This is a genomic window from Duganella violaceipulchra, from assembly GCF_019166075.1.
GTDB classification, from domain to species: Bacteria; Pseudomonadota; Gammaproteobacteria; order Burkholderiales; family Burkholderiaceae_D; genus Rugamonas; species Rugamonas violaceipulchra.
The window spans coordinates 58,029-83,335 of sequence record NZ_JAHTGR010000018.1 but is presented as its reverse complement, the minus strand read 5'-3'; the positions used below and the strand labels follow the sequence as shown (position 1 = coordinate 83,335).

Sequence of the window (25,307 nt, the reverse complement as noted above, 5' to 3'; positions counted from 1 at the left end):
GGGGACTCGAATACTACAATGCACATATTGCTTTTTTTAGAACCACTTTACTACAGAGCCATGCTAGAAAGTTGCTTGGAAGCATTTCCATTGACCTGCGCCGCAGCTCAGCCGTCCACCAGCTGCACCACGACCTTGCCCTTGGCGCGGCCCTTTTCCAGATACGCCAGGGCGTCCTTGGCCTGGGTGAACGGGACCACCGTGTCGATCACCGGACGGATGTGCGACGTCTCGATCAGCCTGGCGATCTCCTTGAGCTGCTGGCCGTCCGGGCGCACGAACAGGAATGAGTAGCTGGATCGATACCTGGCCGCGAGGCGGATGATCTTGCGGCTCAACAGGCCGAACACGAAGGTCATCAGGAAGTTCATGCCGCGCCCCCGGGCGAAGGCAGCGTCCGGCGGGCCGACCAGCGAAACCACCGTGCTCGAAGGCTTCAGGATGCGGATCGCCTTTTCAAGACCGTCTGCACTCGTCGTGCCCAGCACCGCGTCGTAGCCTTTCAGCACTTGTTCGAATTCCTGTTTGGTGTAGTCGATCACCTGGTCGGCGCCGAGGCTGCGCACCAGTTCGACGTTGCCGGTGCTGGTGGTCGTGCCCACGCAGGCGCCGAGGTGCTTGGCCAGCTGGATCGCGAACGTGCCGATGCCGCCGGAGCCGGCCGGGATGAACACCTTCTGGCCAGGCTTGATCTTCAGGCGCTCATTGAGCGCTTGCCACGACGTCAGCCCGACCATCGGGATCGCGGCGGCCTGCACGAAGCTGAGGTTTGCCGGTTTCAGCGCGGCGGCCGATTCGGGCACGGCGGCAAATTCGGCCAGCGAGCCGGAACCCAGGTCGAAGGTGCTGGCGTACACCGCGTCGCCCACCTTGAAACGGCTCACGCGGCTGCCGGCCTCCACCACGATGCCGGCCAGGTCGCTGCCCATGGTGGCCGGCAGCCGGAGTTTCAGGATGGGCTTGAAATCGCCTTTCGGGATCTTGTAATCGACGGGATTGAGGCCGGCCGCGTGGACCTGCACCAGGATCTCGTCCGGCTTGATGCTGGGACGGGCAATATCGGCGAATTCAAGCTGGCCGGTCTTGCTGTAGCTTTTCAGGATGAGTGCTTTCATGATTGTCTTTTTTCGTCGAGTTGTTATACCAGCCGCAAATCCTTGCGCATGCCCGCGTCCATCACGCCGGCCGGTGCGAAGGTGCGCAGCAGGCGCAGGCGCTTGGCCAGGCCGCCGGAGGTGTAGTGCAGTTTCGGTTTCCGGGCCAGGGCCGCTTTCAACACCGTCGCCGCCACCACCTCCGGGCCCTCCGCCACCGCCATCACTTCCTGGACGCGCCGGGTCACGACGGCGCGCACGTCGCGGTAGGTATCGAGCTGGGCGTCCGGCGCCAGCATATTGGCGTCGAACGGCGTGCTGGTGTAGGCCGGCTCGATGACCACGGCATGGATGCCCCAGTTGCGCAATTCGTGGTCCAGCGATTCAGTGTAGCCTTCGACCGCGTGCTTGGTGGCGGCGTACAGCGCGCCATAGGGCATCGGCAGGAAGCCCAGCACCGAGCCAATGTTGATGATGCGGCCGGCGCCCTGCGCCCGCATATGCGGCAGCACGGCGCGGGTCATGCGCACCATGCCGAAGAAGTTGGTGTCGAAGATGGACTGGGCCTGTTCGATCGAACTCTCCTCCGCGCCGCCCGGGGCGACGCCGACGCCGGCGTTGTTCACCAGCAGATCGATGCGCCCTTCGCGCCGCATCACCTCGCCAACGGCCGCCGACACCGAGGCATCGCTGGTCACATCCAGCGACAGCATCTCGCAGCGCTGCTGCCCGGCCTGGGCGCCGCGGCGGCTGGTGCCGTACACCTTGAAACCCGCCTCGACCAGCGTCTTTGCCGTGGCGGCCCCTATGCCGGACGAGGCGCCGGTGACCAATGCAATCTTGCCGTTCATGGTATTTCCTTTCTAGTGACAGTCAACAAGAATATGACGATCATCATATTTTAGTGCAAAAAAACGCCCGCCCTGGCCTCAGGCGGTCGCCGGGGTGAGTTGTTTCAGGGTCGCCGCGCACAGTGCCGCCGACAGCTTGGGATCGTCAACCGCGCGCGCCACCATGGTGGTGCCGATCAGGGCGCAGACCATCGCCATCGCCCGCTCATGCGCCTGCGGCTGGCCCCAATCGGGTAGCTGGCGGGCGAACAGATCGATCATTTCCTTGATATGGATGGTCGCGGCGCGCCGCACCTCCGGCGCCTGGCGCGGCATTTCCGATCCCAGCGCGGAGACCGGGCAACCGGTCTCGATGGCGTCGATATGCTGTTGCGACAGGTAGGCCTGCATCATGGCCTGCAGGGCCTGTCCCGGCGGCGCGGACGCCGCCACCCGCGCCGCCAGCGCGACCGACTCGGCGCCCGCGCGGTCGCCGGCCTCGGCCAGCAAGGCGTCGCGCGATTCGAAGTGCGCGTAGAAGCCGCCGTGCGTCAGGCCGGCCTCTTTCATGATGTCGGCGACGCCGGTGCCGCCGTAGCCGCTGCGGCGGATGGCGCGCGCAGCCACTTCCACGATACGTTCGTGGGTGGCTTCCTTGCGGCTGGGCGCCGCGCGTTTTCCAGATTTCGATTCCATGACGGTTATCATATCCTAGTTTTTTCCATCGTGCACGCGGCCGTTTAAAACCGGCTTGACAAGGCCAGCGCCTTCGCCAATACTATACCTTATGGTTAACTATAAAGATCCCCAGCTGGACCTGGTCTTCGCGGCATTGTCCGATGCCACGCGGCGCGGCGTGCTGGCGCAGCTGGGCGACGGCAGTTGCACCGTCACCGAGCTGGCGCAGCAATATGAGATGTCGCTGCCCGGCTTCATGAAACACCTGGCCGTGCTGGAGACGGCCGGGCTGATCGCCCGCTCGAAGGAAGGACGCGTGGTGCGCTGCGAACTGCATGCCGCGCCGATGCAGGAGGCCGCCGTGTGGATCGCCCACTACCAGCGTTTCTGGACCGAGCAGCTCGATGCACTGGGACGCTATCTCTACCATCAGGAGGAAATCGCATCATGCCAACCACCGAACAGCCCGCCCAAGTCAGTCTCCGACGTATCTACCCCGTCGGCCCCGAAAAAGTCTGGCGCGCCTGGACCGACCCGCAAGCGCTGAGCCAGTGGTTCGGCCCTGGCGCGGCCTCGCTGACCAAGGCGGAGATCGACCTGCGCGTCGGCGGTCAATACCACCTGGCCTTCGCCGGCCCGGACGGCGGCTTGAACCAATTAACCGGCGTCTATCAGGAAGTGGCGCCTTTTACGCGGCTGGTCTTTACCTGGGCCTGGCACAGCACGCCGGAACGGCAGTCGCGCGTCAGCATCGACTTGACGCCGGTGGCGGAAGGCACGGAGCTGCGCTTCGTGCACGACCGCTTCGTCGACGAGCAGGCCCGCATCAACCATGAACGGGGCTGGGCTCTTTTCTTCAGCAGTCTTGATCGTTACTTTTCAGGAGGTTCGCGATGAAATACCAGGGAAGCTGCCATTGCGGCAGAGTGAAATTCGAAGCCGAAGGCGAGATCGCCTCGGCGCTGTCCTGCAACTGCTCGATGTGCCAGCGCAAGGGCACCTTGATGTGGTTCGTGCCGCGCCCGGACATGCGCCTGCTGACGCCGGACGACAACGCCAGCACCTATCTGTTCAACAAGCATGTGATCAAACACCGTTTCTGCCCGGTGTGCGGCATCTCGCCCTACAGCGAAGGCACGGCGCCCAACGGCGACCCGGTGGCGGCGATCAATCTGCGTTGCATCGAAGGGATAGACCTGGACGCCATCCCCGTCAATCACTACGACGGCCGGTCGATCTGATGCGCTCGACCTCCTGGCGATTTGCTTTTACGATAAGATGATGCAAAAACCACAGGAGGCTGAGGCATGAAGCGCTGGTCGATTCCGTTTGCCGTACTGGTCGGGGGCGCCGTGGCCGGCGCGCTCGACATCACGTTTGCGATTTCCTTCGCCGTCTACAACGGCCTGACGCCGGAGCGCCTGCTGCAGATCGTCGCCAGCGGCCTGCTGGGCAGCGCGGCCTTCAGCGGCGGCGCCGCGACGGCTGCGGTGGGCTTGCTGAGCCACTTCGCCCTCAGCTTCATGTGGATGGGCCTGTTCCTGCTGGCGGCACGCCAGGCGCCGGCCTTGCTGGCCAAGCCGCTGTTGTCGGCGGTGCTGTTCGGCATGCTGGTGTTCCTGGCGATGCGGCTGGTGGTGTTGCCCTTGTCGGCCTTCCCCCGCCCGGTCACGTTCCAGTCGCTGTCGACGGTGCTGGACCTGGCTTCCCATATGTTTTTGTTCGGCCTGCCGATTGTGTGGGCCACCCGCAAGGCAACACTCTGAACCGACAAGGAATGCAGATGGAATCACGCTCTACCGATGCAACTGAAGTGCTGTTCTCCTACGGCACGCTGCAACAGCCGGAGGTGCAGATGGCGACGTTTGGCCGCCTGCTGTCCGGCCGGCAGGACAGCCTGCCGGGCTATCGCCTGTCGGCGGTGGCGATAGCCGACCCGGCCGTGGTCGCGACCAGCGGCAAGACGCATCATCCCATCGTTTCCCGCACCGGCTCGCCGGACGACCAGGTCGCCGGCGCGGTGCTGGCGGTGACGGCAGATGAGCTGCGCGATTCCGACCGCTACGAGGTGGCTGCCTACCGCCGCCAAAGCGTGGCGCTGGCCTCGGGCACCGTCGCCTGGGCTTATGTGGACGCGAGGGATACGCCGACATGAAAAAAGGGCAGCCGTATAATCGGCTGCCCTTCTGCTTTACTGCGCTACGCTAGCTTCAGATCGCTGCAATGGCCGCGTTGAAGGTGGCGCTTGGACGCATGACCGCTTCGGTCTTGGCCGGATCAGGGTAGTAGTAGCCGCCGATATCCATCGCCTTGCCCTGCACCGAGTTCATCTCTTCGACGATCTTGGCTTCGTTGGCCGCCAGCGTTTTCGCCAGTGGCGCGAAGTAGGCTTGCAGTTCAGCGTCGTCGGTCTGGGCCGCCAGCGCCTGCGACCAGTACAGCGACAGGTAGAAGTGGCTGCCGCGGTTGTCCAGCTCGCCGGTGCGGGTCGATGGCGACTTGTTGTTGTCCAGCAGCTTGCCGGTGGCTTCGTCCAGCGTCTTGGCCAACAGCTTGGCCTTGGCGTTGCCGGTCTTGATGCCCAGGTCTTCCAGCGACACCGCCAGCGCCAGGAACTCGCCCAGCGAATCCCAGCGCAGGTGGTTTTCCTCCACCAGCTGCTTGACGTGCTTGGGCGCCGAGCCGCCGGCGCCGGTTTCGTACATGCCGCCGCCGGCCATCAGCGGAACGATGGACAGCATCTTGGCGCTGGTGCCCAGTTCCAGGATCGGGAACAGGTCGGTCAGGTAGTCGCGCAGGATGTTGCCGGTCACCGAGATGGTGTCCAGGCCGCGGAAGGCGCGCTCCAGCGTGTAGCGCATGGCGCGGGTCTGCGACATGATCTGGATTTCCAGGCCCTTGGTGTCGTGGTCCTTCAGGTAGGTTTGCACCTTCTTGATCACTTCGTTCTCGTGCGGACGATAGCTGTCCAGCCAGAACACGGCAGGCATGCCGGAGTTGCGGGCGCGGGTGACGGCCAGCTTGACCCAGTCGCGGATCGGCGCGTCCTTGACCTGGCACATGCGCCAGATATCGCCCTCTTCCACGTTCTGGGTCAGCAGCACTTCGCCGGTGGCCAGGTCGGTGATGTTGGCGACGCCGGCTTCCGACACTTCGAAAGTCTTGTCGTGCGAGCCGTATTCCTCGGCTTGCTGGGCCATCAGGCCGACGTTGGGCACGGTGCCCATGGTCTTGGGATCGAAGTTGCCATGCCATTTGCAGAAGCCGATCATTTCCTGGTAGATGCGGGCGAAGGTCGATTCCGGCATTACCGCCTTGACGTCCTTCGGACGGCCATCGGCGCCCCACATCTTGCCGCCGATGCGTATCATGGCCGGCATCGAGGCGTCGACGATGATGTCGTTCGGCGAGTGGAAGTTGGTGATGCCCTTGGCCGAGTCGACCATGGCCAGTTCCGGACGGTTGGCGTGGCAGGCGTGCAGGTCCTTGAGGATCTCTTCCTTCTGCGAGGTCGGTAGCTTCTCGATCTTCTCGTACAGGTTGGCCATGCCGTTGTTGACGTTGACGCCCAGTTCATCGAACAGCGCCTGGTGCTTGGCGAACGCGTCCTTGTAGAAGATGCGCACGCAGTGGCCGAACACGATCGGGTGCGACACCTTCATCATCGTGGCCTTGACGTGCAGCGAGAACATCACGCCGGTCTTGAAGGCGTCGTCGATTTCCTTCTCGTAGAACTCCAGCAAGGCCTTTTTGCTCATGAACATGCTGTCGATGATTTCGCCGGCCTGCAGCGCGACCTTCGGCTTGAGCACGATGGTCTTGCCCGACGCGGTGATCAGTTCCATCTTGACATCACGCGCCTGGCCCAGGGTCAGCGATTTTTCGCCGTGGTAGAAGTCGCCATGGTGCATATGCGACACGTGGGTGCGCGAAGCCTGGCTCCACTCGCCCATCGAATGCGGGTGCTTGCGGGCGAATTCCTTGACGGCCTTCGGCGCGCGGCGGTCGGAGTTACCTTCGCGCAGCACCGGGTTGACCGAGCTGCCGATGCACTTGCCGTAGCGGGCCTTGAGGGCCTTGTCGGCGTCGGTCTTGGCGTCTTCCGGATAGTCCGGCAGCTTGTAGCCGCGCGCTTGCAGTTCGCGCACGCAGGTGGCCAGCTGGCCGACCGAGGCGCTGATGTTGGGCAGCTTGATGATGTTGGTGTCGGCCAGTTGGGTCAGTGCGCCCAGCTCGGCCAGGGTGTTCGGGACCTTCTGCTCGTCGCTCAGGAATTCGGGAAATTCGGCCAGCACCCGTGCCGCCACCGAAATATCGCTGGAGACCACGTCCACGCCAGCCGATGCAGCGAACTTCTTGATAATAGGCAGCAGCGAATAGGTCGCCAGCATAGGCGCTTCATCGGTCAGCGTGTAGATGATTTTAGTTTTCTGTGTTGCCATGTTCATTCCATGTCATGCGGGCGATACCCGCCGATTGAATTCCTCCGTTCCAGATTGCAAGATGGTGTGTCGTAATCTGGCAACGGCACCAAGCTGCATTTTAGCCCTGTTGGCGGCCGATGCCCAGAGGCGGATTCTGCGTAGAGGGTCTTTGCTTCCAATAAATATAAAAAGAACATCCACTTAAGTTGCCGCAATGCATAACTTTAACAACTAAAAGTTTCAACCGCCTCAAGCAATGCATATTTCATTGTTGCACCAGTGTTGAAAGTGATTATGTGAGAGTTTGCTAGCCTCATCAGACCACTAAGATCGTGGAAACGTTCTGCCAAATGCTCATTTGGATATTTGGAATGCAAATAAGGCCTTAAGGAGGCAATATGAAATTTCAGAATTGGACCGTGGCGAACCGGCTGGGACTGGGGTTTGGCCTGGGCGCTGTGTTTCTATTGGTAATCATCGCGCTGGCCCTGACCAGCATGCGGCAGATCCAGGGACGGCTGGACGAAATCACCAAGGTCAACGACGTCGAGACCAAACTGGCCCAGACCATGGACCTGACCGTGACCGAACGCGCCTTGGCCACGCGCAACCTGATCCTGCTCAAGGAAGACAAGGAAATCCAGATCGAGGTCAACCGCATCGCCGAGCAGCAGAAAAAATACGCCGCCGCCCAGGACAAGCTGGGGCAGATGTTCGCGACGCTGGCCGGCACCTCGGTCGAGGAAAAAGAGTTGCTCGATCAAATCCGCAAGCAGGCGGAGCTGGCGACACCGTTCATCGAGCGCGCCGCCGCGCTGGCGCTGGAGCAAAAACAGGACGACGCCTATAAAGTACTGCGCTATGAATTCCGGCCGGTGCAGAAGCGCTGGTGGGAATTGCTGCGCAAGCTGATCGCGATCGAGGAAAAGCAGAACGTCGAAGCGTCCGACGCGGCCGAGGTGGCCTACGCCCAGGCCCGCACCGTGATGCTGATCATCGGCTCGCTGGCCCTGCTCACCAGCGTGGCGGCGGCCTGGCTGATCACCCGCGGCGTCACCCGCGAGCTGGGCTGCGAACCGGGCGAAGCGGCCGAGATCGCCGGCCAGATCGCCGCCGGCAACCTGACGGTGCGCATCGATCCCAAGGCCGGCGACCAGCGCAGCCTGCTGTTCGCCATGCGCACCATGCGCGACAGCCTGGCCCGCATCGTCAACCAGGTGCACGCCAGCACCGAGACCATCGCCGCCGCCGCCGGCCAGATCGCCTCCGGCAACCTCGACCTGTCCTCGCGCACCGAGCAGCAGGCCAGCACGCTGGAGGAGACCGCCTCGTCGATGGAGGAGCTCACCAGCACCGTGCGCCTGAACACCGACCATGCGCGCCAGGCGAACGGCCTGGCCGAATCGGCCTCCGACGTCGCCGCCAAGGGCGGCGCGGTGGTGGCGCAGGTGGTCGACACCATGGCCGCCATCGACGTCTCGGCGCGCAAGATCGTCGACATCATCGCCGTCATCGACGGCATCGCCTTCCAGACCAACATCCTGGCGCTGAACGCCGCCGTGGAAGCGGCGCGCGCCGGCGAACAGGGGCGCGGCTTCGCGGTGGTGGCCACCGAGGTGCGCAACCTGGCCCAGCGCTCGGCGGCGGCGGCCAAGGAAATCAAGGACTTGATCGGCGACTCGGTCGACAAGGTCCAGGCCGGCAACCGCCTGGTCGAACAGGCCGGATCGACCATGCACGACGTGGTCTCCAGCGTCAAGCGGGTGACCGACATCATGTCCGAGATCATGCTGGCCAGCCAGGAGCAATCGTCGGGCATCGAGCAGATCAACACGGCGGTCACCCAGATGGACGACGTGACCCAGCAAAACGCCGCGCTGGTGGAGGAAGCGGCCGCCGCCGCGCACGCCATGCAGGACCAGGTCAACAGTCTCAACGACCTGGTCAGCGTGTTCCGCACCGAGGCCAAGGCGGGCGCGGCGCGGCCGGCGCTGCAGCGGGTGGCGGTGGTGGTGCCGGCCAAGACGCCGCGCGCCCCGGCCCTGACCACGGCCGTGCGCGCGCGCGGCGCGGCCAAGGCCGATGCGCAGGAATGGGAAGAGTTCTAAACCGGAGGATAGCGAGATGGGCAAGCTGGATAAAATCGAAGACATCGGACTGCAGGGCGCGCCAAATATATTCTGGCACGGCAGCCAGGTCAGCGCCGAGCTGCGCAGCCGCCAGGCCGGGCAACGGGCGGCCACCGTCTGGCTCACCGGCCTCAGCGGCGCGGGCAAGTCGACCCTGGCCTCGGCGCTGGAGGGCCGGCTGGTCGGCGCCGGCCACATGGCCTACGTGCTCGACGGCGACAACCTGCGCCACCACCTGAACCGCGACCTCGGCTTCTCGCCCGCCGACCGCCAGGAAAACATCCGCCGCAGCGCCGAAGTGGCGCGCATCATGAACGACGCCGGCCTGTTCGTGATCTGCGCCTTCATCTCGCCGCTGCGCCAGGACCGCGAGATGGCGCGCCAGATCATCGGCGCCGACAACTTCCTCGAAACCCATGTCAGCACCTCGGCCGAGGTGTGCGAGGCGCGCGACCCCAAGGGACTGTACCAGAAGGCCCGCGCCGGGCTGATCCCGCAGTTCACCGGCATCTCGGCGCCCTACGAGGCGCCGCTGGAGCCGGCGCTCAAGCTCGACACCGGCGCGCTGCCGCTGGACGCCTGCTGCGAGCGGCTGTACCAGCAGCTGTCGCGCCGCTTCCTCTGAGGCCGCCATGAGCGCCGCGCACCACTACGACGTCTTCAACGGCGACGCCGACGGCATCTTCGCGCTGCACCAGATGCGCCTGCACACGCCGCTGCAGGCCGAACTGGTGACCGGCGTCAAACGCGAGGTCGAGCTGTTGCGGCGCGTGCCGGACGGCTGCCGCGGCCAAGTGCTGGTGCTCGATATCTCGCTCGACAGCAACAGCGCGGCGCTGCAACGCCTGCTCGACGGCGGCGCCGAGGTCGACTATTTCGACCACCACTCGGCCGACCGCGCCTTCGACCATCCGCGCCTGCGCCTGCATTGCGACGACGCCCCCGACGTCTGCACCAGCATCCTGGTGGACCGCCACCTGCAAGGGCGCCACCGGCCGTGGGCGGTGGCGGCGGCGTTCGGCGACAACCTGGCCGAGGCGGCCTGCCGGCTGGCCCGCCGCAGCGGCCTCGACAGCGCTGCGGTCGAGGCGCTGGCGCAGCTGGGCCAGGTGTTCAACTACAACGCCTACGGCGAATCCGTGCAGGACCTGCACGTCGCCCCGGCCGCGCTGTACCGCGCGCTGGCCGGCCACGAACAGCCGTTCGGCTTCATCGCCGACAGCGAGCTCTACCGCGCCCTGTGCGCCGGCTACCGCGACGATTGCGCGCGCCTGCAGGGCTTGCGCCCGCACGCCGAGCTGGGCGCCGGCGCGGTCTACATCCTGCCCGCCAGCGCCTGGGCGCGACGGGTCAGCGGCGTGCTGGCCAACCGCCTGGCGGCCCAGCACCACGGCGCCTCGTTCGCCGTGCTCAACGAGCGCGACGACGGTTCCTACCTGGTCAGCGTGCGCTCCGGCGCGCCGCTCACGCACAGCGCCAACGGCTTTTGCCAGCAATTCGACACCGGCGGCGGCCGCAAGGGCGCCGCCGGCATCAACCGCCTGCCGGCGGCGGAACTGGACCGCTTCATGGACAGCTTCCGCCGCTATTACACCGCGCCGCCCGCCGGCCAGCTTACCAAGGAAGAAACCGCATGAACGATCTGCTTAGCAACAGCGGCGCCCGGCGTCCGCGTCCCGTGATGATGATACCGCTGCGCCGCTGCGGCAGCCATGCGCTGCGGCTGCGGCTCAATATGTCGCCGCAGTTCTACTCGCCCTACCCGCTGCACATCGTCGACCTGGTGCCGCTGCTGCCGCTGTACGGCGACCTGCGCGACGACCGCGCCTACTTCAACCTGGTGGTCGACGTGGTGGGCCTGCAGGCGGTCAGCATGGTCAAGTGGCCGGAGCTGGTGTTCGATCCGGTGGAAATCTTCGAAACCCTGCGCGGCCAGCCGCGCAGCGTGCACCGGGTGGTGTGGGAGCTGCTGCTGCGCGCCGGCGAGCAGCGCGGCGCGCAGGTGGTGATGGACAAGTCGCTCGACAGCGTGCACTACGCGCAGGAGCTGATGACGCTGTATCCCGACATGCTGTTCGTGAACGTGGTGCGCGATCCGCGCGCCCAGGTGGCGTCGATGAACCGCGCCATCATCCACGATTTCGACACCCGCCTCAACGCCCGCACCTGGCTGGCCGCGCACCAGGCGGCCGACCGTGTGATGCAGCAATGGCCCGACCGTGTGCTGACGATACGCTACGAGGACTTCCTGTCGCGGCAGCAGGCCACGCTGGAGTCGGTCTGCATGTTCATGGGCATAGACTTCCTGCCGCAGATGCTCGACGGCGCCGCCTCGCGCGAGGCGCGCCAGCTGTCGCAGATGTCGGCGCTGTGGTCGTCCAACTGCTATCCGCCGATCGCCGCCAACATCGACAAGTTCAAGCAGCAGTTGAGCCTGGACGAGATCAACCTCATCGAAACGCTGACCGGCGATTATATGGACCGCTACGGCTACACCCGCCTGGCGGCCGGCGACGCGCCCATGCAGCCGGCGCTGTTCGAACAGGCGCTGGCCCGCTCCGGCAGCGGCCGCGAACAGGCCTGGCGCGATCTGGAGCACAGCAATTTCCGCGACTACGCGCTGCGCCGCAGCCGCGCCGACTACCTGGAGCGGCTGCGCGCGCGCCTGCAGGGGCAGCAGTCTCGGCCCGGCAGCGGCCAGCTCGTCACGCTCGACCAGCTCGACCCGGCCGCGTTCGCGCCGGCCGATTGAGCCGGCCGCGAATAACCGCCAGTTCGTCATTCCCGCGCAGGCGGGTATCCATGCGGCGTATGGGTTCCCGCCTGCGCGGGAACGACGGGTATTTCAAACCGCTCAAGCCTGCGCCAGCTGTTCGGCGCACTTGGCCAGTGCCAGCCGCAGGTCCCGCATCTTGGGCGGCTTGCTCAGCACCTGGTCGACGTTGACCGGCGCCTCGCCGCTGTCCGGGATCAGGCGCTGGCCCCAGCCGGTCAGCAACACCACCGGCGTGGCCGGGGCCACCCGCTTGACCGTCTCGGCCACCTTGCGGCCGTCGACATACGGCATGCCGAGGTCGGTGATCACCACCGCGAACGGCTGACCCGCCTGCTCGGCCGCGCAGAACAGGTCGATGCCGGCCTGGCCGCCGTCCGCCCTGGTGACCTGGTGGCCGTCCAGGCAGAGGATATTCTCCAGCGACGCCAGCACCGTGGGGTCGTCGTCCACCACCAGGATGCGCAGGCCCGGCCCGGCCTCCTGCGCCAGCAGCGGCGCCGAGCCGCCCACCAACGCCGGCGCCACCGGGAAATACATCTTGACCGCGGTGCCGTGGTTCAGCGCGGACTCGATGGCGATGCTGGCCGAGTGCCGCCCGATCATGCCATACACCGTCGCCAGGCCGAGGCCGGTGCCGCGCTCGCCCTTGGTGGTGAAGAACGGTTCCAGGCAGCGCCGCTGGGTCGCCTCGTCCATGCCGGTGCCGCTGTCGGCCACCTCCACCAGCACATACGGGCCGGAGCCGTCGTCGAGCCGCTCGACGTGGCGGGTGCGCAAGGTGACGGCGCCGCCTTCCGGCATGGCGTCGACGGCGTTGAAGATCAGGTTGGTCAAGGCTTCGCGGATCTCGCCTTCGACCCCGAGGATGGCCGGCAGCTCCACCCCCAGCTCCTGGCGCATCTCGATCACGATGCCGCGCTGCTGCGGCATGTCCGACCAGCGCGCGCGGGTCAGGTCGACCACGTGCTGCAGCATCAGGTTGACGTTGACGGTGCTGTGGGTCAGCTGCGGCTCGCGCTGGCGGTAGAACTCGCGCATGCGCGCCACGGTCGAGGCGACGTCGTCGATGGCGCGCTCGATCACCTGCAGGCAGGCGCGGCCGTTTTCGCTCAGGCCGCGCTCGGTCTCCAGCAGCGCCTCGGCGTACAGGCCGATCGGCGAGATGGCGTTGTTGATGTCGTGCGCGATGCCGCTGGCCATCTGCCCCAGCGCGCGCAGCCGTTCCTGCTTGGTCACCTGCACCTGGCTCTGGTGCAGGTCGTCGTAGGCCTGCTGCAGCGCGCCGTACAGCCTGGCCTGGTTGGCGGCCAGCGCCACGTGCTCGCTGAGCTGGCGCAGGAATTCGCAATCGGTGCTGGAAAAGGCGTCGGCCTCGGCGCGCGCCACGATCAGCACGCCGAACACGGTGCTTTCGGCCAGCAGCGGCGCCAGCACCAGCGAGCACATGCCCGCCTTGGCCAGCCGCCGGGGGAAGGGAAACTCGACCGCGCGGATGTCCGGCTCGTACACCAGCTGCCCGCGCACGCAGCGCGACAGGCCGTTCTCGTCGATCTCGATGCGCGCCGCCTCGCCCATCGCCATCGCCTCGGACAAGCGATAGCTCTGCATGCCGACGCAGCTGACCGTCAGCCGGGCGCCGTCGTACAGGCAGATGGCGCCGAAGGCGATCGGCAGCTGGTCCTCCAGGCAGCGGATCACCACCTGGAAGATGCTGGGCAAGTCCTGCCGCTCGCCGATCGAGCGGGTGATCTGGTGCAGCAAACTCATGCGCGCCAGCTGGGCCACCACCCTGCGCTCGGCCGCCTGCCGCTCCGCCACCTCGGTGTGCAGCGCCAGGTTGGCGTGGATCAGTTCATCGCGCGACACCGTGGTCTGGCGCAGCCGCTCGACCATGCCGTCGAAGGAGCGCGCCAGGTTGCCGATCTCGTCGTCGGCGCGCGCGTCCAGCACCACGTCCAGGCTGCCCGTGCCGATCACCCTGGTGGCCTGCTGCAGGCGCGCCAGCGGCTTGCTGACGCTGCGGATGGTCAGGCCCATCGCCCCGACCACCACCAGCAGCACCAGCACGCCCAGCACCGCGCCGGCGCTCACCAGGTCCGACTGCGCCGCCAGCGTGTGGACGCGGCTGATGCGGGCCAGGTCCTCGGCGTCGGACATCATCGCCTGCGCCCGGTTCATCATCAGGCCCGACAACCTGGCCTCCAGCTCCAGCAGGATGTCGCGCCGCTCCGGCGTGCGGGTGAATTCCGCCTGCAGCCCCTGCAGCTCGTTGAACAGGCCCAGCAGCGATTGCTGGCGCTCGCGCACGTCGCGCAGCAGCACCCGCTCGTCCTCGCCGTCGAAGCTGCCGTCGTCGGCGATCATCTTTTGCAGCGACTGGTGCCGTTGCAGCCATTGCACCCGGGTGCGGGTCTGGTGGTGCTGCACGAATTCAAGCGACAGATAGCGCAGCGCGGCCGCGCCGCGCAGCACGTCGCCGGTCACTTCCGCCTTGGCGATCTCGTGCCGCATCTGCTGCGTGCTGCGGGCGAACACCAGCGCCATGATCGCCAGCAGCACGATGCAGATGATTTGCGCCAGCTTGAGGCGGGTGGAAATTTTCACGCGGGGGCCTCTAGTAGATGATCGTCACCTCGGTCGGGCTCACGGTCTTGAGCCCGTCGAGATAGATGTAGTCGAGGAAGTTGGGCACCTCGCGCGCGGCCGTCAGCCCGCCCTTGATGGCCCAGCGCGACTGGTCCTCCAGCACCAGCAGCAGGCTCTGGTCGAGCTCCAGGCCGAAGTGGTGGGCCGGCCACGCGGCCAGCATGGCGCTGGCGCCGCCGGCCGAGAGCTTGGGAAAGTAGGCCACGCCGGCGGCCGGATGTTCGCGGCAAAAGCGCTCGCCCCGCTCCAGCGCCTGCAGCAGCCGCACCGTGGTCTGCGGGTTCTGCTGGATGGTGCGCGCCAGCGCCACCATGTTGTAGATGCTTTCGTAGACGTCGGCCCCGTTGAAGCGGATGGCGTTGGCGCCCAGGCTTTCCTCGGCCACGCCCAGGAAGGGGTCCCAGCCGCTGATGGCGTCCACCGCGCCGTCGGTGATCGCCTGCTGCAGGCCGCTGGGCGGGTAGTTCACCAGCGTCACGTCGTGGCTGTCGAGGCGCTGGCGGTTGAGGAACACCTCCAGCGTGAAGTGGCCGGAGGTGCCCAGCGTCACGCCGATGCGCTTGCCCTTGAGATCGGCCGGCCGGGCGATGCCGCGGTCGCGCCGCGCCACCAGGCCATGGTCGCGGCCGGTACGGAAGATGGTGCTGATGACCTGGATCGGCGAGTTGTCCATCGCGAAGAACATGATGGGGATGTCGGCCACCGTCGCCATGTCGGCCCGGTTCGAGGTGACCGCCTCCAGCGCCTGGCGGCCGTTGGTGTAGGGTTGCAGCGTGACGGCCAGCCGGCGCTCGGCGAAATAGCCCTGGGCCTGGGCCGCCAGCACCGGGCACGCGCCCACGTACTCGGTGTTGGTGGCGATCACCAGCGCGGTCGGCGCCGGCAGGGGGTCGGCGGCCGGCCGCAGCAGCAGCCAGGCGCCGATCGCGGCCAGCAGCACGACCAGCGTCGGCAGCCACAGGGCGGTGTAGGGGTAGCGCTTCATGTCAGCTGGCGTGCTGGAACGGCACGCGCGCGCCCGGCATCGACGCCACCGCGCCTTGCAGCGGCAACTCGATGCGGAAGGTGCTGCCCTCGCCGGGCGTGCTTTCGACGCTGATGCTGCCGCGCATGGCCTCGACCAGGCGCTTGGTGATGGTCAGCCCCAGGCCGGTGCCCTCCTCGCCGCTCTCGTCGCGGCCGGCGCGCCCGAACGGCAGGAAGATCGCTTCCATCTGCTCGGGATTGAGGCCAATGCCGCTGTCGCTGACGGCGATGCAGCCCTGGCCGCCGCGCGCAACGCTGCAGTGGACCGTGACGCTGCCGTGCACATGGTTGTACTTGATCGCGTTCGACAGCAAGTTCACCAGGATCTGCTTGAGCCGCATGCGGTCGACGCACAGCTCGAGCTTGCAGTCGGCCGGCATCGCCAGCGCGATCAGGCGCTTCTCGGCCAGCGGCGCGACGATGGCCTGCACTTCGCGCAGCACCTCGTCGAGCATCACCGCCCCCACCATCAGCGACACCTTGCCGGACTCGATCTTGGACAGGTCCAGCATCTCGTTGACCAGCTGCAGCAGGTGGCGGCCGGACGAGACGATGTTCTGGCAGAAGCGCTGGCGTTCGCCCTCGGCCTTGGGGTATTTGTCGCTGGCCAGGATCTGCGCGAAGCCGAGGATGCTGTTGAGCGGCGTGCGCAGCTCGTGGCTCATGTTCGACAGGAAGGCCGACTTTTCGCAGCTGGTGCGCTCGGCTTCCTTGCGCGCCGTCTCCAGGAACAGGTTCACGCGGCCCAGCTCGTCGATGCGGTCGCGCAGGGCCGCCTCCAGCCGGAGGTTCTGGCTGCGCAGCTGGCGCGAATCGAGCGCGCGCGCCAGCACCGGCAGCAGGGTCGCGGCCTTGAACGGCTTGATGATGTAGTCGAAGGCGCCGATCTTCATCGCCTTGACGGCGGTATCGACCGTGCCCTCGCCGGTCATGATGATGCAGGCGATGGTGGAATCGAGCGCGCGCGCCGCCTCGATCAGGCTCAGGCCGTTCATGCCGGGCATGATCATGTCGGTCAGCAGCAGGTCATAGCGATGATCGCGCAACTGGGCCAGCGCCAGTTCGCCGGTGGCAAAGCCGATGGCGTCGAACTCGTGCTGGCCGAGGATGTCGCACAGCGCCTTCAAATGGGCAGCCTGATCGTCCACGACCATAATGCGCTTACGCGGAACAAGCTCGGACATGTCGCCTCCTGGAACCATTGTTGGCTAGAACAATTATGCCTACTTTACCACGCGGAAATCTCACCAATTCTATCCACCGGCGACCTTGCCTTCCGGCGGCGGCCGGCCGAACATCATTTTCTGGTAGCGGAACGCGTCGCGGATATTGTCGCGCAAGGTCAGGTCGTCCCAGGGCTTGGTGTAGAAGCGGTAGATCTCGCCGCGGTTGATGGCGTTGAGCACGGCCTCGAGCTCGGTGTAGCCCGACAGGATGATGCGTATCGTCTCCGGGTACATGTCCTTCACGCGGCTGAGGAACTCGGTGCCGTTCATGCCGGGCATGCGCTGGTCGCTGATCACCACCTGCACCTGGTGGCAGGCCAGCAGATCGAAAGCCTGCCCGGCGCTGTTGGCGCGCAGGATGCGGTAGCCGTCGGGACGCAGCAGGCGCGCCAGCGCCGAAACAATGCTCGTTTCGTCGTCCAGCAGCAACAGGGTCTGGCGCGCGCCCGGCGTTTCCTCGGCCGGCAGGGCCAGCGCGCGCTCGGCGCCCAGCAGCTCGCCGAACTCCGGCGCCGGCAAGGGCTTGCTGAAAAAATAGCCCTGCATCTCGTCGCACTGGTGGCGCCGCAGATAGGCCAGCTGGGCTTCGGTCTCCACGCCCTCGGCGATCACCTTGAAGCCCAGGCTCTGGCCCAGCGCGATCACGGAACGCACGATGGCGGCCACCTTGGGTTCGGTCAGCATCTCGCGCACGAAGGACTGGTCGATCTTCAGGTAGTCGACCGGGAACAGCTTCAGGTAGGCCAGGCTGGAGTAGCCGGTGCCGAAATCGTCGATCGACAGCGCGATGCCCATCTGCTTGAGCTCGCGCACCACGGCCACCGCGCCTTCGACGTTGTGCATCACCAGGCTCTCGGTCAGCTCCAGTTCCAGGTAGTGCGCGGCCAGCCCGCTGTCCGACAGCGCGGCCTGCACCTCCCGGCTCAGGCCGGGATCGCGGAACTGGCGCGCCGACACGTTGACCGCCACCCGCAGCGGCGTCAGGCCGGCCTGCTGCCACTGCTGGTTCTGGAAACAGGCGGTGCGCATCACCCAGCGCCCGATCGCCACGATCAGGCCGGTCTCCTCGGCCACGCCGATGAAGCGCGCCGGCGACACCATGCCCAGCGTCGGATGGCGCCAGCGCAGCAGCGCCTCCATGCCGACCACGGCGCCGCTGCGCAGGTCGACCTTGGGCTGGTAGTGCAGGCTGAGCTCGTCGCGTTCGAGCGCATGGCGCAGCTCGGCCTCGATCATGGCGCGCTCGGTGATGCGGCTGTGCATGGCCGCCTCGTAGAATTGCAGCTGGTTGCGGCCGCCCTCCTTGGCGCGGTACATGGCGATGTCGGCGTGCTTGAGCAGCTGCTGCGGTTCGCCGCCGTCGAGCGGGTAGACGCTGACGCCGATGCTGCAGGTGACGGTCAGCACCTGGCCGGCGATGGTGATCGCCTCGGCCACCGTTTCCTGCACCTGCTGCAGCACCGCCGCGGCCGGCGACTCCGGCGTGTCCGACAGCAGCAGCAGGAATTCGTCGCCGCCCAGCCGGGCCACGGTGTCGTTGTCGGCCAGGCAGGCGCGCAGGCGGACGCCGACCGCGCACAGCAGCTCGTCGCCGGCCAGGTGGCCCAGGCTGTCGTTGACCAGCTTGAAGTTGTCCAGGTCGATGAACACCACCCACAGGTGGTGGCCGTAGCGTTCCGCGTAGCCGATCGCCTGCGACATGCGGTCGCCGAACAGCGCCCGGTTCGGCAGGCCGGTCAGCGGATCGTGGTTGGCCTGGTGCTCCAGCTGCACCTGGTAGTTGATCGACTCGGTCATGTCGGTCAGCACGCACACGTGATGGCTGGGCGGGCCGCCGGGCGCCGGCACCGGCGCCACATGCAGCCGCACCCACAGCAGGTGGCCGTCGCGGTGGACGATGCGCAGCATCATGGTCAGCTCGTGCACGCCGCTGAGCGCTTCGAGCAGGGCGTCGCGGTCGGCGTTTTCCTGCTCCAGCAGCAGGTCCAGCCGGCGCCCCGCCGCCTCGGCCTCGGCATAGCCGAACAGGCGCGTGAAGGCGGGATTGATGTAGTCGATCAAGTCGCCGCCGGCGCCGTGGGCGGTGATCACCACCGCGTTGTCGCTGGCCTGCAGCGCGCGCCCGCGCAGCTGCAGTGTCTGCTGCGCCTGCTTGCGGTCGGTGATGTCCTCGATCGTGCCGAGCACGCCGATGATGTTGCCGCGCTGGTCGTGGAACGGCAGCTTGTTGATCAGGTACCAGTGCAGGCGGCCGTCCTCGCGCAGCAGCTGGTCCTCGTCGTTGAAGCGGGCCTGGCCGGTGGCGACGATGACGCGGTCGTCGCCGCGGATGGCCGCGGCGTTGTGGCGCCAGGGGAAATCGTCGTCGGTCTTGCCCACCACTTCTTCGATCACGCCCAGGCCGGCGGCGGCGGCGAACACGGTGTTGCAGCCGCAGTATTTGCCGTCCAGGTCCTTCCAGAAGATCTGGTGCGGGATGTGGTCGATGACCAGCTGCTTGAGCTCTTGCGAGGCGTGCAGTTCGGCCTCCATGCGCAATTGCTCGGTGACGTCGTGCGCCACCACGAAGCGCGCCTGGCGGCCGGCGATCACCAGCGAATGCGAGGAAATCTGCACCTGGATGCGGCCGCCGTCGGCCTTGACGTGGGTCCAGTCGCCGGCCTGCTCGGCGCCCCTGGCCGGCGCGGCGGCCAGGTTGCGCTCCAGCGCCGCGACCTGGTCCGGCGGACGGATGTCCTTGATCGTCATCTGCAGGAACTGCGCCTCGCTGTAGCCGTATTGCGCCACGGCGGCGGCATTGACCATCAGGAAGCGCAGCGTTTGCAGGTCGTAGATCCACATCGGCTGCGGATGGTGCTCGAACAGCCGCTTGAAGCGCAGCAGCGATTCATACACGTCGTAATCGCTCAGTTCGTAAGCCATGCACAGGAAGCGCGCCGGCCTATGCTCGGTTGCGGGCTGCAACTCGATCGACTGGGTCACCGGATGGAAACCGCCATCGGCGCCCAGCAATTCCAGTTCGCCATGCCAGTAGCCGCTCTCGCGCGCGGCGGCCAGCGCCGCGTCCTGCAGCAACAGCGCCGCCCAGTCGGTGTACAGGCGCGCCACCGGCTCGCCCAGCTTGCCGGCGCCCAGGTGCTGGCGGCAATACAGGTTCAGCGCCAGCACCCTGCCGTCCATGCCCACCGTGAAAACAAAATAGGGGCAATGGTCGAACAAGGTTTGCGGATCGATGGCGTCGCCGTTGACGCGCTGCCGCCCCTCGGCCATCGCTGGCATCGACTGGTCCGTGCTGGTGTTTGGCCGTGGCTCGATCTGCATGGGTTCATCTTAACAGAAGCAAATCGTGCACAGCGCGCACTATTGACCCGCGCTACTTCGCCGCATTGACGATGGCGCTGATGATATCCGGATAGGCTTGCGCGCCGGTCGCGCGGTTGAACAGGCCCGAGGCGTGGTTGGCGGTCGAGCCGCTGTCCCAGTACATCGGCACCAGGCCGTGCACGAAGGCCGAGCGGGTCAGGTACTGGTCCCACAGCTTGCGGTAGGTCGACGTGGCGCTGCATTCGGTGCGCAGGCTGGCCGCGTATTCGCCCAGGATCACCGCCACGCCGTGGTCGATGAAGCGCGTCTTCATCTTCTGGAACTGGGCGTCGACGTAGGCCTCGTTGGCCCAGGTCTCGGTGGCGGCCGGATCGGTGGCGCTGGCGCCCCACTGGCAGATCGCGCCGCTGGTGTTGAGCGTGAAATCGTAGGGGTCGTAATCGTGCACCTCCATCATCAGGCGGTTGGCGGCGCTGTCGCTGGGCACGGTGTTGGTGGCATAGGTGTAGTCGATGTTGGTGTTGTATCCCTGCACAATCAGGTGGCGGCTGCCGTTGTTGCCGCCGGTCGCGCGCGCGGCGTTGACGAAGGTCTGGTTGAAACTGTTCTGGACAGCGATGTTCTCGGCGGTCGGCGCGCTGTAGACGTTGGTCACCATGACCTCGTTGGTGCCGGCGAACAGCAGGTAGTCGTCATAGTATTTGAAGGTCGTGCCGATCTGGTTCCAGAACTTGGCCAGGCGGGCAGTGACGGCCGCCTGCTGGGCGTAGGTCGGCTGCTGCCAGCCGCCGTCCCAGTGGACGTTGATGACCGCGTACAGGCCGGCCGCGCGCGCGGCGTCCACCACTTCCTTGACGCGCGCCATCCAGCTGGCGCTGATGTTGAAGTTGCTGTCGGCGTACTGGCTCCACGACACCGGGATGCGCACGCTCTTGAAGCCGGCCGCCTTGACGGCGTTGAACAGCGCCTGGTTGGCGGGCGGATTGCCCCAGGCCGTTTCGCCGCCGATCGCCTCCAGCGAATTGCCCAGGTTCCAGCCGGGCGCCATCTGCGCCGCCAGCTGCACGCTGCTCAGGCTGCGCATGGCGCCGGCGCGCACCGCGCTGGCCGCGCCGGAGCTGGCACCGCCGCTGCTGGTGGTGAACTTGATCCAGTACCAGTATGGCGTGCCGACCACCGGCGTGGTGTCGGCATAGCTGGTGGCCGAGGCGGCCAGCACCGCCACCCGGCTGCGGCCGTTGGCGTCGCTGTCGGTGTCGCGGTAGACCTGCACGCCGGTGACGGCGCCGCTGACGGTCCAGCTCAGCTTGATGTTGTCCGACGATCCGGTCGCCGTCAGGCAGACCGTGGCGGCGCCGCCGCTGCCGCAGCTTTGCGCCTGCGCCAGCGGCCCCGCGCACAGCGCGAGGATGAGGAGTAATGCCGATTTCACGTTGTGACTTTGCATGCTGGTCTCCGTTAGATTTGTTGTGGCGCGCATCGAGGCGCGCCCAACCATTCTGCGAGTGCATGCAAGGCCTAGCAATTGTGAAAATCACCAAACAACAGAACGAAATTGGCGGCTCTACAACATGATGCTGAGCAGCGCTTCGAACGACGCCGGCTTGGCCAGGTGGGCGTTGAAGCCGACCGAGAAAATGCGCGCGTGGCCGCCCGTCTGCTGGCTGCGCAAGGCGGCGGCGGTGCGCAAGCGGTCCATGTCGGGCAGGTCGATGTCGAGGAAGATCACGTCCGGCCTGAACTGGTCCGCCAAGGTCAGCGCACCCTCCGCGCCGTAGGCGATGGCGGTGGCGTAACCGCAGGCTTCCAACAGGGCGGCGACGGTGCCGGCGGCGGCGTGATTGTCATCCACCACCAACACGCGCTGGGTTTGCATACGATCGTCAGGCATGACGCTCTCCTCTGAGTGATTGAGAGCAGCATGCGCCTGACGGCGTCAGACTTCTGTACGGTCCCGTACAGTGGCACGACGTCGCACACGGCCCGCCAGCAGCAGCAAGCCTGCGCCCAGCAGCAACGCCCTGCCCGGCTCAGGCACGGCGCTGGCCGTAAAGTCGTCCATGACAAACCAACCGTCGTCGCGCGCGATGTTCAGCCGCGCCACCTGCTTGAAGTTCGCCGCCACCCAGCTGTAGCTGCCGCCAATGGCGATGTTGCCGGTGCTGCCGATCAGATGGTTGTCCGCGTCGTAGGCCGTGATGTTGATCCAGCTGGCGGTGGCGCCGTTGGTGGCCGGCGCGGCGAACCAGGCGCCGGCGAAGTTGAAGCCGGCGGCGCTGCTGACGCCCAGGTCGTCCACGCCGTAGCCGTTGGTGACGAACAGCGCGCCGGAATGGGCGCCGTTGCCGTAGCCCTCCACGCTGGTGTCGCCCAGATACCAGTCGCTGCTCCAGTTAAGGCCGGCGTAGGGACTGCTCATCGGCGTCAGGTCGCCATCGGCCTGCAGCTCGTCGAAGTTGAGCGCGCCCGCGCCGGCTTGCGCCGCCAGCAGCAGGCCGGCGCCGGCGAATAATCCGATCAGAAAATTTTTCATTGTGGTTCCTTGTTAGTTGCAGGCGTCGCCGGTGACGACGGGTATCGCCGCGCCGCTGACCGTCATGCCGAATTCGACCGTGTTGCCGGGATAGATGTCATGGTTCCAGCTCTGGTTGGGGGTGGCCGTGTAGCTCGGGCTGGCGCCGGCGACGGCGGCGTTCCAGTAACCTAGCACCACCGAGTTGTCGCTATAGGTCCAGCTGACCGACCAGCCCTGGATCACGCTGCTGCGGTTGTTGGTGATGCGCACCGCCGCGTTGTAGCCGCCCTGCCAGGCCGCCGTCACCACATAGCTGCACTGGTTGACCGGCTGGTTGGGCGTGGCCGGTCCGGCCGCCACCGGCGTCACCGCCACTTCGCCGCCAGCATCCATCGCCTGGCCGTAGGCGATGCCGCGTCCCGCCGTGCTCATGTAGACCTGGCCGTAGATGTTCATGTCGCCGTTGACCATGCGGGCGTTGCCGGGGCCGCCGAACTGGTGGGCGTCGTCGTTGACCCGCACCCAGCTGGCGCCGGCGTCGGTGGAGCGCAGCACGCCGCTGGTCGTGCCCACCGTGCCCTGTATGTACAGCGTCGGATAGGCGGCCCCAGGCGCCGCCTTGCCGAAGCCGACCGCGCCGCACTGGTTGACGCTGGTGACCTTGCTGAAGCTGGCGCCGGAGTCGGTCGAACGGGTCAAGCCGCCGCCGTTCAGGCAGACCCAGACATCGCCTTCATGCCCCGGCGCCACGCGGATCAGCGACGCACCGCCGGCCGCCAGCGCGCCCTGCTGGACAAACGACGCGCCGCCGTCGCTGCTGGCCAGCAGCTTGCCGTTGTCGTAGACGTAGAACTTGTTGGGGTTGACCGGATCGGCCACCGGCCGCGCGTTGACCACGCTGAGGCCGGCCACCGCCGTCCAGCTGGCGCCGAAGTTGGTCGAGCGATAGCTGGTGGCCGAATCGGCCGGGCTGTGCAGCATGACGTAGCCGTCGGCCGACAACGCCAGCTGGCCGTGGTCGCCGTTCATCACGGCCGCCTTGTTCCAGCTGGCGCCGCCGTCGGTGCTGTAGTAGAGCGCCGTGCCGGCGCGCGCCATGATGCGGCCGTCCTGCGCGGCGATCGCCAGGCCGGTGGTGGTGCCCATCTGCGGCGTGTGCTGCACGCCGTAGTGGCCGGCGTCGGCGTTGATGAAGCCGTCGAAGTCGCCGCTCGTCGACACCAGCGGCCCCTGCGGCACGCTCTCGACCTGGAATGGCACCGTCTCCTCCAAACCGGCCACGTCGAAGGCCCAGCTGGTGGTGGCGGCGTTGATGTCGCTGGTCTTGAACAGGCCGTTGCCGGAGCCGACCCACACCTTGCTGGTGTCGAAGGGATCGAACTCCACCGAACCGGCCCAGTGGATAGCCTGGCCGTTGCCTATCCAGCCCACGCCCCGCTGGTCCAGCGCGAAGCCGCGCGCCACCACGTCGGTCCACGAACGGCCGGCGTCGCGCGAGGTCAGGATGCGGTCGCCATAACCGCCGGCGCCTTGCGGCAGCCAGGTATTGATGGTCGACGCCACCAGGTGTTTCGGATCGGCCGGGTCGACGCTGATGCCGCCGTAGGGATGGGCCGCGCCGGCCGGCGTGATGTTGACCCAGTTGCCGCCGACCGCGCTGTATTCCCACACCTGGCCGTTGTCCATCGGCTCGTTGGTGGCGGGATGGGGGCCGGCGCCGTTGGCGTAGGTGATGTACAGCTTGCCCTTGGACGACATGACCGCGCGTTGCGGCATCAGGCCGGCGGCGGGGCCGCCCTTGACCGGCGCGAAGCTGGCGCCGGCGTTGGCGCTGAAATACAGATTGGGGCCGACCGAGCCAAAGCGCGAGACGCCGACAACGATGCGCTGCGCCACGCCGCCGCTGACGCTGGCCGGGTCCAGCAACACGAAACTGATGCCGTTGTCGTTGGGCGTGCCGGCGACGGCCAGGCCATCGACATGGCGCCACGTCGCGCCCGAATCGGTGCTCTTGAACAGGCCGTCGCGCCGGGTGCCGACGTACAGCACGTTGCCCGAGCCCGGGTCGACCTGCAACTTCTCGCCGTTCTGGCGGCCCATGCCGTTGCCGTGGGCCTTGAACTGCGCCGTCACATCGGTCGCGGCGAAGGTCTTGCCGTAGTCGCTGGAGCGCAGGATCACGGTCTTGCCGTTGCTGAAGTAGCTGGTGCCGGCCAGCAGATAAACGTTGGCCGCGTGGCGCGGATCGACGGCCAGCGACTCGATGCCCATCAGGCCGACATCGGCCTCGCCGACCCAGTCGGTCAGCGCGGACCAGCGCGACTGCGCCGCGTCCCAGCGGTAGGCGCCGCCGACGTCGGTGCGGACGAACACGACGTCGCGCTCGCTCTTGCTGGCGATGACGCCCGAAACGAAACCACCGCCGCCGATGGCGACCGAGTCCCAGTGATAGGTTTCCGCCGTGGCGGCGTGCGGGATCGACAGCGCTGCCGCTAGCAGCGCCACCATGTGCCTGACTCTCATTGTTGTCTCCGTTGGATTTATTTTTATCGCGTATCGGGACGCGTGAGACCATTCTGCGAGTTCGCCCTCCCGGTCGCAATTATGAAATTCACCAAACGACAGAACGAAATTTGGTC

The 25,307-nt window shown here is 66.6% G+C and carries 21 protein-coding genes; 9 read left to right on the top strand and 12 right to left on the bottom strand.

Annotated elements, in window-relative coordinates:
* Positions 1–107: 107 nt before the first annotated feature.
* From KVP70_RS26935 to KVP70_RS26925, 3 genes are all read right to left on the bottom strand, one after another.
* A complete protein-coding gene (locus KVP70_RS26935; RefSeq protein ID WP_217945488.1) occupies positions 108–1,115 on the bottom strand; it encodes an NADP-dependent oxidoreductase in 1,008 nt (335 codons plus the stop codon).
* 23 nt (positions 1,116–1,138) lie between these two features.
* On the bottom strand, positions 1,139–1,945 hold the full coding sequence (locus tag KVP70_RS26930; protein ID WP_217945487.1) for an oxidoreductase: 807 nt from the start codon (positions 1,943–1,945) through the stop codon (positions 1,139–1,141).
* A gap of 78 nt (positions 1,946–2,023) precedes the next feature.
* Positions 2,024–2,632 carry a TetR/AcrR family transcriptional regulator gene (locus tag KVP70_RS26925; RefSeq protein WP_217945486.1) on the bottom strand — a complete coding sequence of 203 codons (609 nt, stop codon included), beginning with the start codon at positions 2,630–2,632 and terminating at the stop codon, positions 2,024–2,026.
* Positions 2,633–2,711: 79 nt separating this feature from the next.
* Between KVP70_RS26925 and KVP70_RS26920 the strand changes: the two genes are divergently transcribed.
* From KVP70_RS26920 to KVP70_RS26900, 5 genes are all read left to right on the top strand, one after another.
* On the top strand, positions 2,712–3,149 hold the full coding sequence (locus KVP70_RS26920) for an ArsR/SmtB family transcription factor (protein ID WP_217945485.1): 438 nt from the start codon (positions 2,712–2,714) through the stop codon (positions 3,147–3,149).
* On the top strand, positions 3,050–3,499 hold the full coding sequence (locus KVP70_RS26915; RefSeq protein ID WP_217945484.1) for an SRPBCC family protein: 450 nt from the start codon (positions 3,050–3,052) through the stop codon (positions 3,497–3,499). The genes KVP70_RS26920 and KVP70_RS26915 overlap by 100 nt, the downstream gene beginning before the upstream one ends.
* On the top strand, positions 3,496–3,843 hold the full coding sequence (locus KVP70_RS26910) for a GFA family protein (protein ID WP_217945483.1): 348 nt from the start codon (positions 3,496–3,498) through the stop codon (positions 3,841–3,843). The genes KVP70_RS26915 and KVP70_RS26910 overlap by 4 nt, the downstream gene beginning before the upstream one ends.
* Positions 3,844–3,909: 66 nt before the next feature.
* Positions 3,910–4,368 carry a hypothetical protein gene (locus tag KVP70_RS26905; RefSeq protein WP_217945482.1) on the top strand — a complete coding sequence of 153 codons (459 nt, stop codon included), beginning with the start codon at positions 3,910–3,912 and terminating at the stop codon, positions 4,366–4,368.
* A 17-nt stretch (positions 4,369–4,385) separates the two neighbouring features.
* Entirely contained in the window at positions 4,386–4,757 is a 372-nt protein-coding gene (locus KVP70_RS26900) for a gamma-glutamylcyclotransferase family protein (RefSeq protein ID WP_217945481.1), read from the top strand.
* Between the two features lie 55 nt (positions 4,758–4,812).
* Here KVP70_RS26900 and KVP70_RS26895 read toward each other — a convergent pair whose 3' ends face one another.
* Positions 4,813–7,044: an NADP-dependent isocitrate dehydrogenase gene (locus KVP70_RS26895; RefSeq protein WP_217945480.1), complete on the bottom strand. Its 2,232-nt coding sequence runs from the start codon at positions 7,042–7,044 to the stop codon at positions 4,813–4,815.
* Between the two features lie 380 nt (positions 7,045–7,424).
* Here KVP70_RS26895 and KVP70_RS26890 point away from each other — a divergent pair, with 380 nt between their 5' ends.
* Genes KVP70_RS26890 through KVP70_RS26875 form a run of 4 tightly spaced genes read left to right on the top strand, consistent with a single transcriptional unit; the run spans position 7,425 to position 11,907 of the window.
* Positions 7,425–9,134, top strand: a complete 1,710-nt coding sequence (locus KVP70_RS26890; RefSeq protein WP_217945479.1) for a methyl-accepting chemotaxis protein — start codon at positions 7,425–7,427, stop codon at positions 9,132–9,134.
* Between the two features lie 16 nt (positions 9,135–9,150).
* Complete coding sequence (gene cysC, locus KVP70_RS26885) at positions 9,151–9,780, top strand: adenylyl-sulfate kinase (protein WP_217945478.1); 630 nt, start codon at positions 9,151–9,153, stop codon at positions 9,778–9,780.
* Positions 9,781–9,787: 7 nt separating this feature from the next.
* On the top strand, positions 9,788–10,792 hold the full coding sequence (locus KVP70_RS26880) for a DHH family phosphoesterase (protein ID WP_217945477.1): 1,005 nt from the start codon (positions 9,788–9,790) through the stop codon (positions 10,790–10,792).
* On the top strand, positions 10,789–11,907 hold the full coding sequence (locus KVP70_RS26875; protein WP_217945476.1) for a sulfotransferase family protein: 1,119 nt from the start codon (positions 10,789–10,791) through the stop codon (positions 11,905–11,907). Before KVP70_RS26880 ends, KVP70_RS26875 begins: the two co-directional genes overlap by 4 nt.
* 102 nt (positions 11,908–12,009) lie before the next feature.
* On the opposite strand, the gene KVP70_RS26870 is transcribed toward KVP70_RS26875, so the two are convergent.
* The 8 genes from KVP70_RS26870 to KVP70_RS26835 all read right to left on the bottom strand — a co-directional run bounded on the left by KVP70_RS26870 (position 12,010) and on the right by KVP70_RS26835 (position 25,191).
* Positions 12,010–14,535, bottom strand: a complete 2,526-nt coding sequence (locus KVP70_RS26870) for an ATP-binding protein (protein ID WP_217945475.1) — start codon at positions 14,533–14,535, stop codon at positions 12,010–12,012.
* 10 nt (positions 14,536–14,545) lie between these two features.
* Entirely contained in the window at positions 14,546–15,562 is a 1,017-nt protein-coding gene (locus tag KVP70_RS26865) for an ABC transporter substrate-binding protein (protein ID WP_217945474.1), read from the bottom strand.
* A 1-nt stretch (position 15,563) separates the two neighbouring features.
* Complete coding sequence (locus KVP70_RS26860) at positions 15,564–16,787, bottom strand: ATP-binding response regulator (RefSeq protein ID WP_217945473.1); 1,224 nt, start codon at positions 16,785–16,787, stop codon at positions 15,564–15,566.
* A 69-nt stretch (positions 16,788–16,856) separates the two neighbouring features.
* A complete protein-coding gene (locus tag KVP70_RS26855) occupies positions 16,857–20,150 on the bottom strand; it encodes an EAL domain-containing protein (RefSeq protein WP_217945472.1) in 3,294 nt (1,097 codons plus the stop codon).
* A gap of 52 nt (positions 20,151–20,202) precedes the next feature.
* A complete protein-coding gene (locus KVP70_RS26850; RefSeq protein WP_217945471.1) occupies positions 20,203–21,600 on the bottom strand; it encodes a glycoside hydrolase family 5 protein in 1,398 nt (465 codons plus the stop codon).
* Positions 21,601–21,717: 117 nt separating this feature from the next.
* A complete protein-coding gene (locus KVP70_RS26845) occupies positions 21,718–22,044 on the bottom strand; it encodes a response regulator (protein WP_217945470.1) in 327 nt (108 codons plus the stop codon).
* 45 nt (positions 22,045–22,089) lie between these two features.
* The gene (locus tag KVP70_RS26840; protein WP_217945469.1) at positions 22,090–22,686 is read right to left on the bottom strand and encodes a PEP-CTERM sorting domain-containing protein; all 597 of its coding nucleotides are present in this window, start codon (positions 22,684–22,686) and stop codon (positions 22,090–22,092) included.
* 12 nt (positions 22,687–22,698) lie between these two features.
* On the bottom strand, positions 22,699–25,191 hold the full coding sequence (locus tag KVP70_RS26835) for a cellulose binding domain-containing protein (RefSeq protein ID WP_217945468.1): 2,493 nt from the start codon (positions 25,189–25,191) through the stop codon (positions 22,699–22,701).
* Positions 25,192–25,307 lie beyond the last annotated feature (116 nt).

Excerpts from the sequence above, each read along its gene's own strand:
- KVP70_RS26935 (WP_217945488.1), bottom strand. The coding sequence starts at position 1,115 with ATGAAAGCACTCATCCTGAAAAGCTACAGCAAGACCGGCCAGCTTGAA.
- KVP70_RS26930 (WP_217945487.1), bottom strand. The coding sequence starts at position 1,945 with ATGAACGGCAAGATTGCATTGGTCACCGGCGCCTCGTCCGGCATAGGG.
- KVP70_RS26925 (WP_217945486.1), bottom strand. The coding sequence starts at position 2,632 with ATGATAACCGTCATGGAATCGAAATCTGGAAAACGCGCGGCGCCCAGC.
- KVP70_RS26920 (WP_217945485.1), top strand. The coding sequence starts at position 2,712 with ATGGTTAACTATAAAGATCCCCAGCTGGACCTGGTCTTCGCGGCATTG.
- KVP70_RS26915 (WP_217945484.1), top strand. The coding sequence starts at position 3,050 with ATGCCAACCACCGAACAGCCCGCCCAAGTCAGTCTCCGACGTATCTAC.
- KVP70_RS26910 (WP_217945483.1), top strand. The coding sequence starts at position 3,496 with ATGAAATACCAGGGAAGCTGCCATTGCGGCAGAGTGAAATTCGAAGCC.
- KVP70_RS26905 (WP_217945482.1), top strand. The coding sequence starts at position 3,910 with ATGAAGCGCTGGTCGATTCCGTTTGCCGTACTGGTCGGGGGCGCCGTG.
- KVP70_RS26900 (WP_217945481.1), top strand. The coding sequence starts at position 4,386 with ATGGAATCACGCTCTACCGATGCAACTGAAGTGCTGTTCTCCTACGGC.
- KVP70_RS26895 (WP_217945480.1), bottom strand. The coding sequence starts at position 7,044 with ATGGCAACACAGAAAACTAAAATCATCTACACGCTGACCGATGAAGCG.
- KVP70_RS26890 (WP_217945479.1), top strand. The coding sequence starts at position 7,425 with ATGAAATTTCAGAATTGGACCGTGGCGAACCGGCTGGGACTGGGGTTT.
- cysC (WP_217945478.1), top strand. The coding sequence starts at position 9,151 with ATGGGCAAGCTGGATAAAATCGAAGACATCGGACTGCAGGGCGCGCCA.
- KVP70_RS26880 (WP_217945477.1), top strand. The coding sequence starts at position 9,788 with ATGAGCGCCGCGCACCACTACGACGTCTTCAACGGCGACGCCGACGGC.
- KVP70_RS26875 (WP_217945476.1), top strand. The coding sequence starts at position 10,789 with ATGAACGATCTGCTTAGCAACAGCGGCGCCCGGCGTCCGCGTCCCGTG.
- KVP70_RS26865 (WP_217945474.1), bottom strand. The coding sequence starts at position 15,562 with ATGAAGCGCTACCCCTACACCGCCCTGTGGCTGCCGACGCTGGTCGTG.
- KVP70_RS26860 (WP_217945473.1), bottom strand. The coding sequence starts at position 16,787 with ATGTCCGAGCTTGTTCCGCGTAAGCGCATTATGGTCGTGGACGATCAG.
- KVP70_RS26855 (WP_217945472.1), bottom strand. The coding sequence starts at position 20,150 with ATGCAGATCGAGCCACGGCCAAACACCAGCACGGACCAGTCGATGCCA.
- KVP70_RS26850 (WP_217945471.1), bottom strand. The coding sequence starts at position 21,600 with ATGCAAAGTCACAACGTGAAATCGGCATTACTCCTCATCCTCGCGCTG.
- KVP70_RS26845 (WP_217945470.1), bottom strand. The coding sequence starts at position 22,044 with ATGCCTGACGATCGTATGCAAACCCAGCGCGTGTTGGTGGTGGATGAC.
- KVP70_RS26840 (WP_217945469.1), bottom strand. The coding sequence starts at position 22,686 with ATGAAAAATTTTCTGATCGGATTATTCGCCGGCGCCGGCCTGCTGCTG.
- KVP70_RS26835 (WP_217945468.1), bottom strand. The coding sequence starts at position 25,191 with ATGAGAGTCAGGCACATGGTGGCGCTGCTAGCGGCAGCGCTGTCGATC.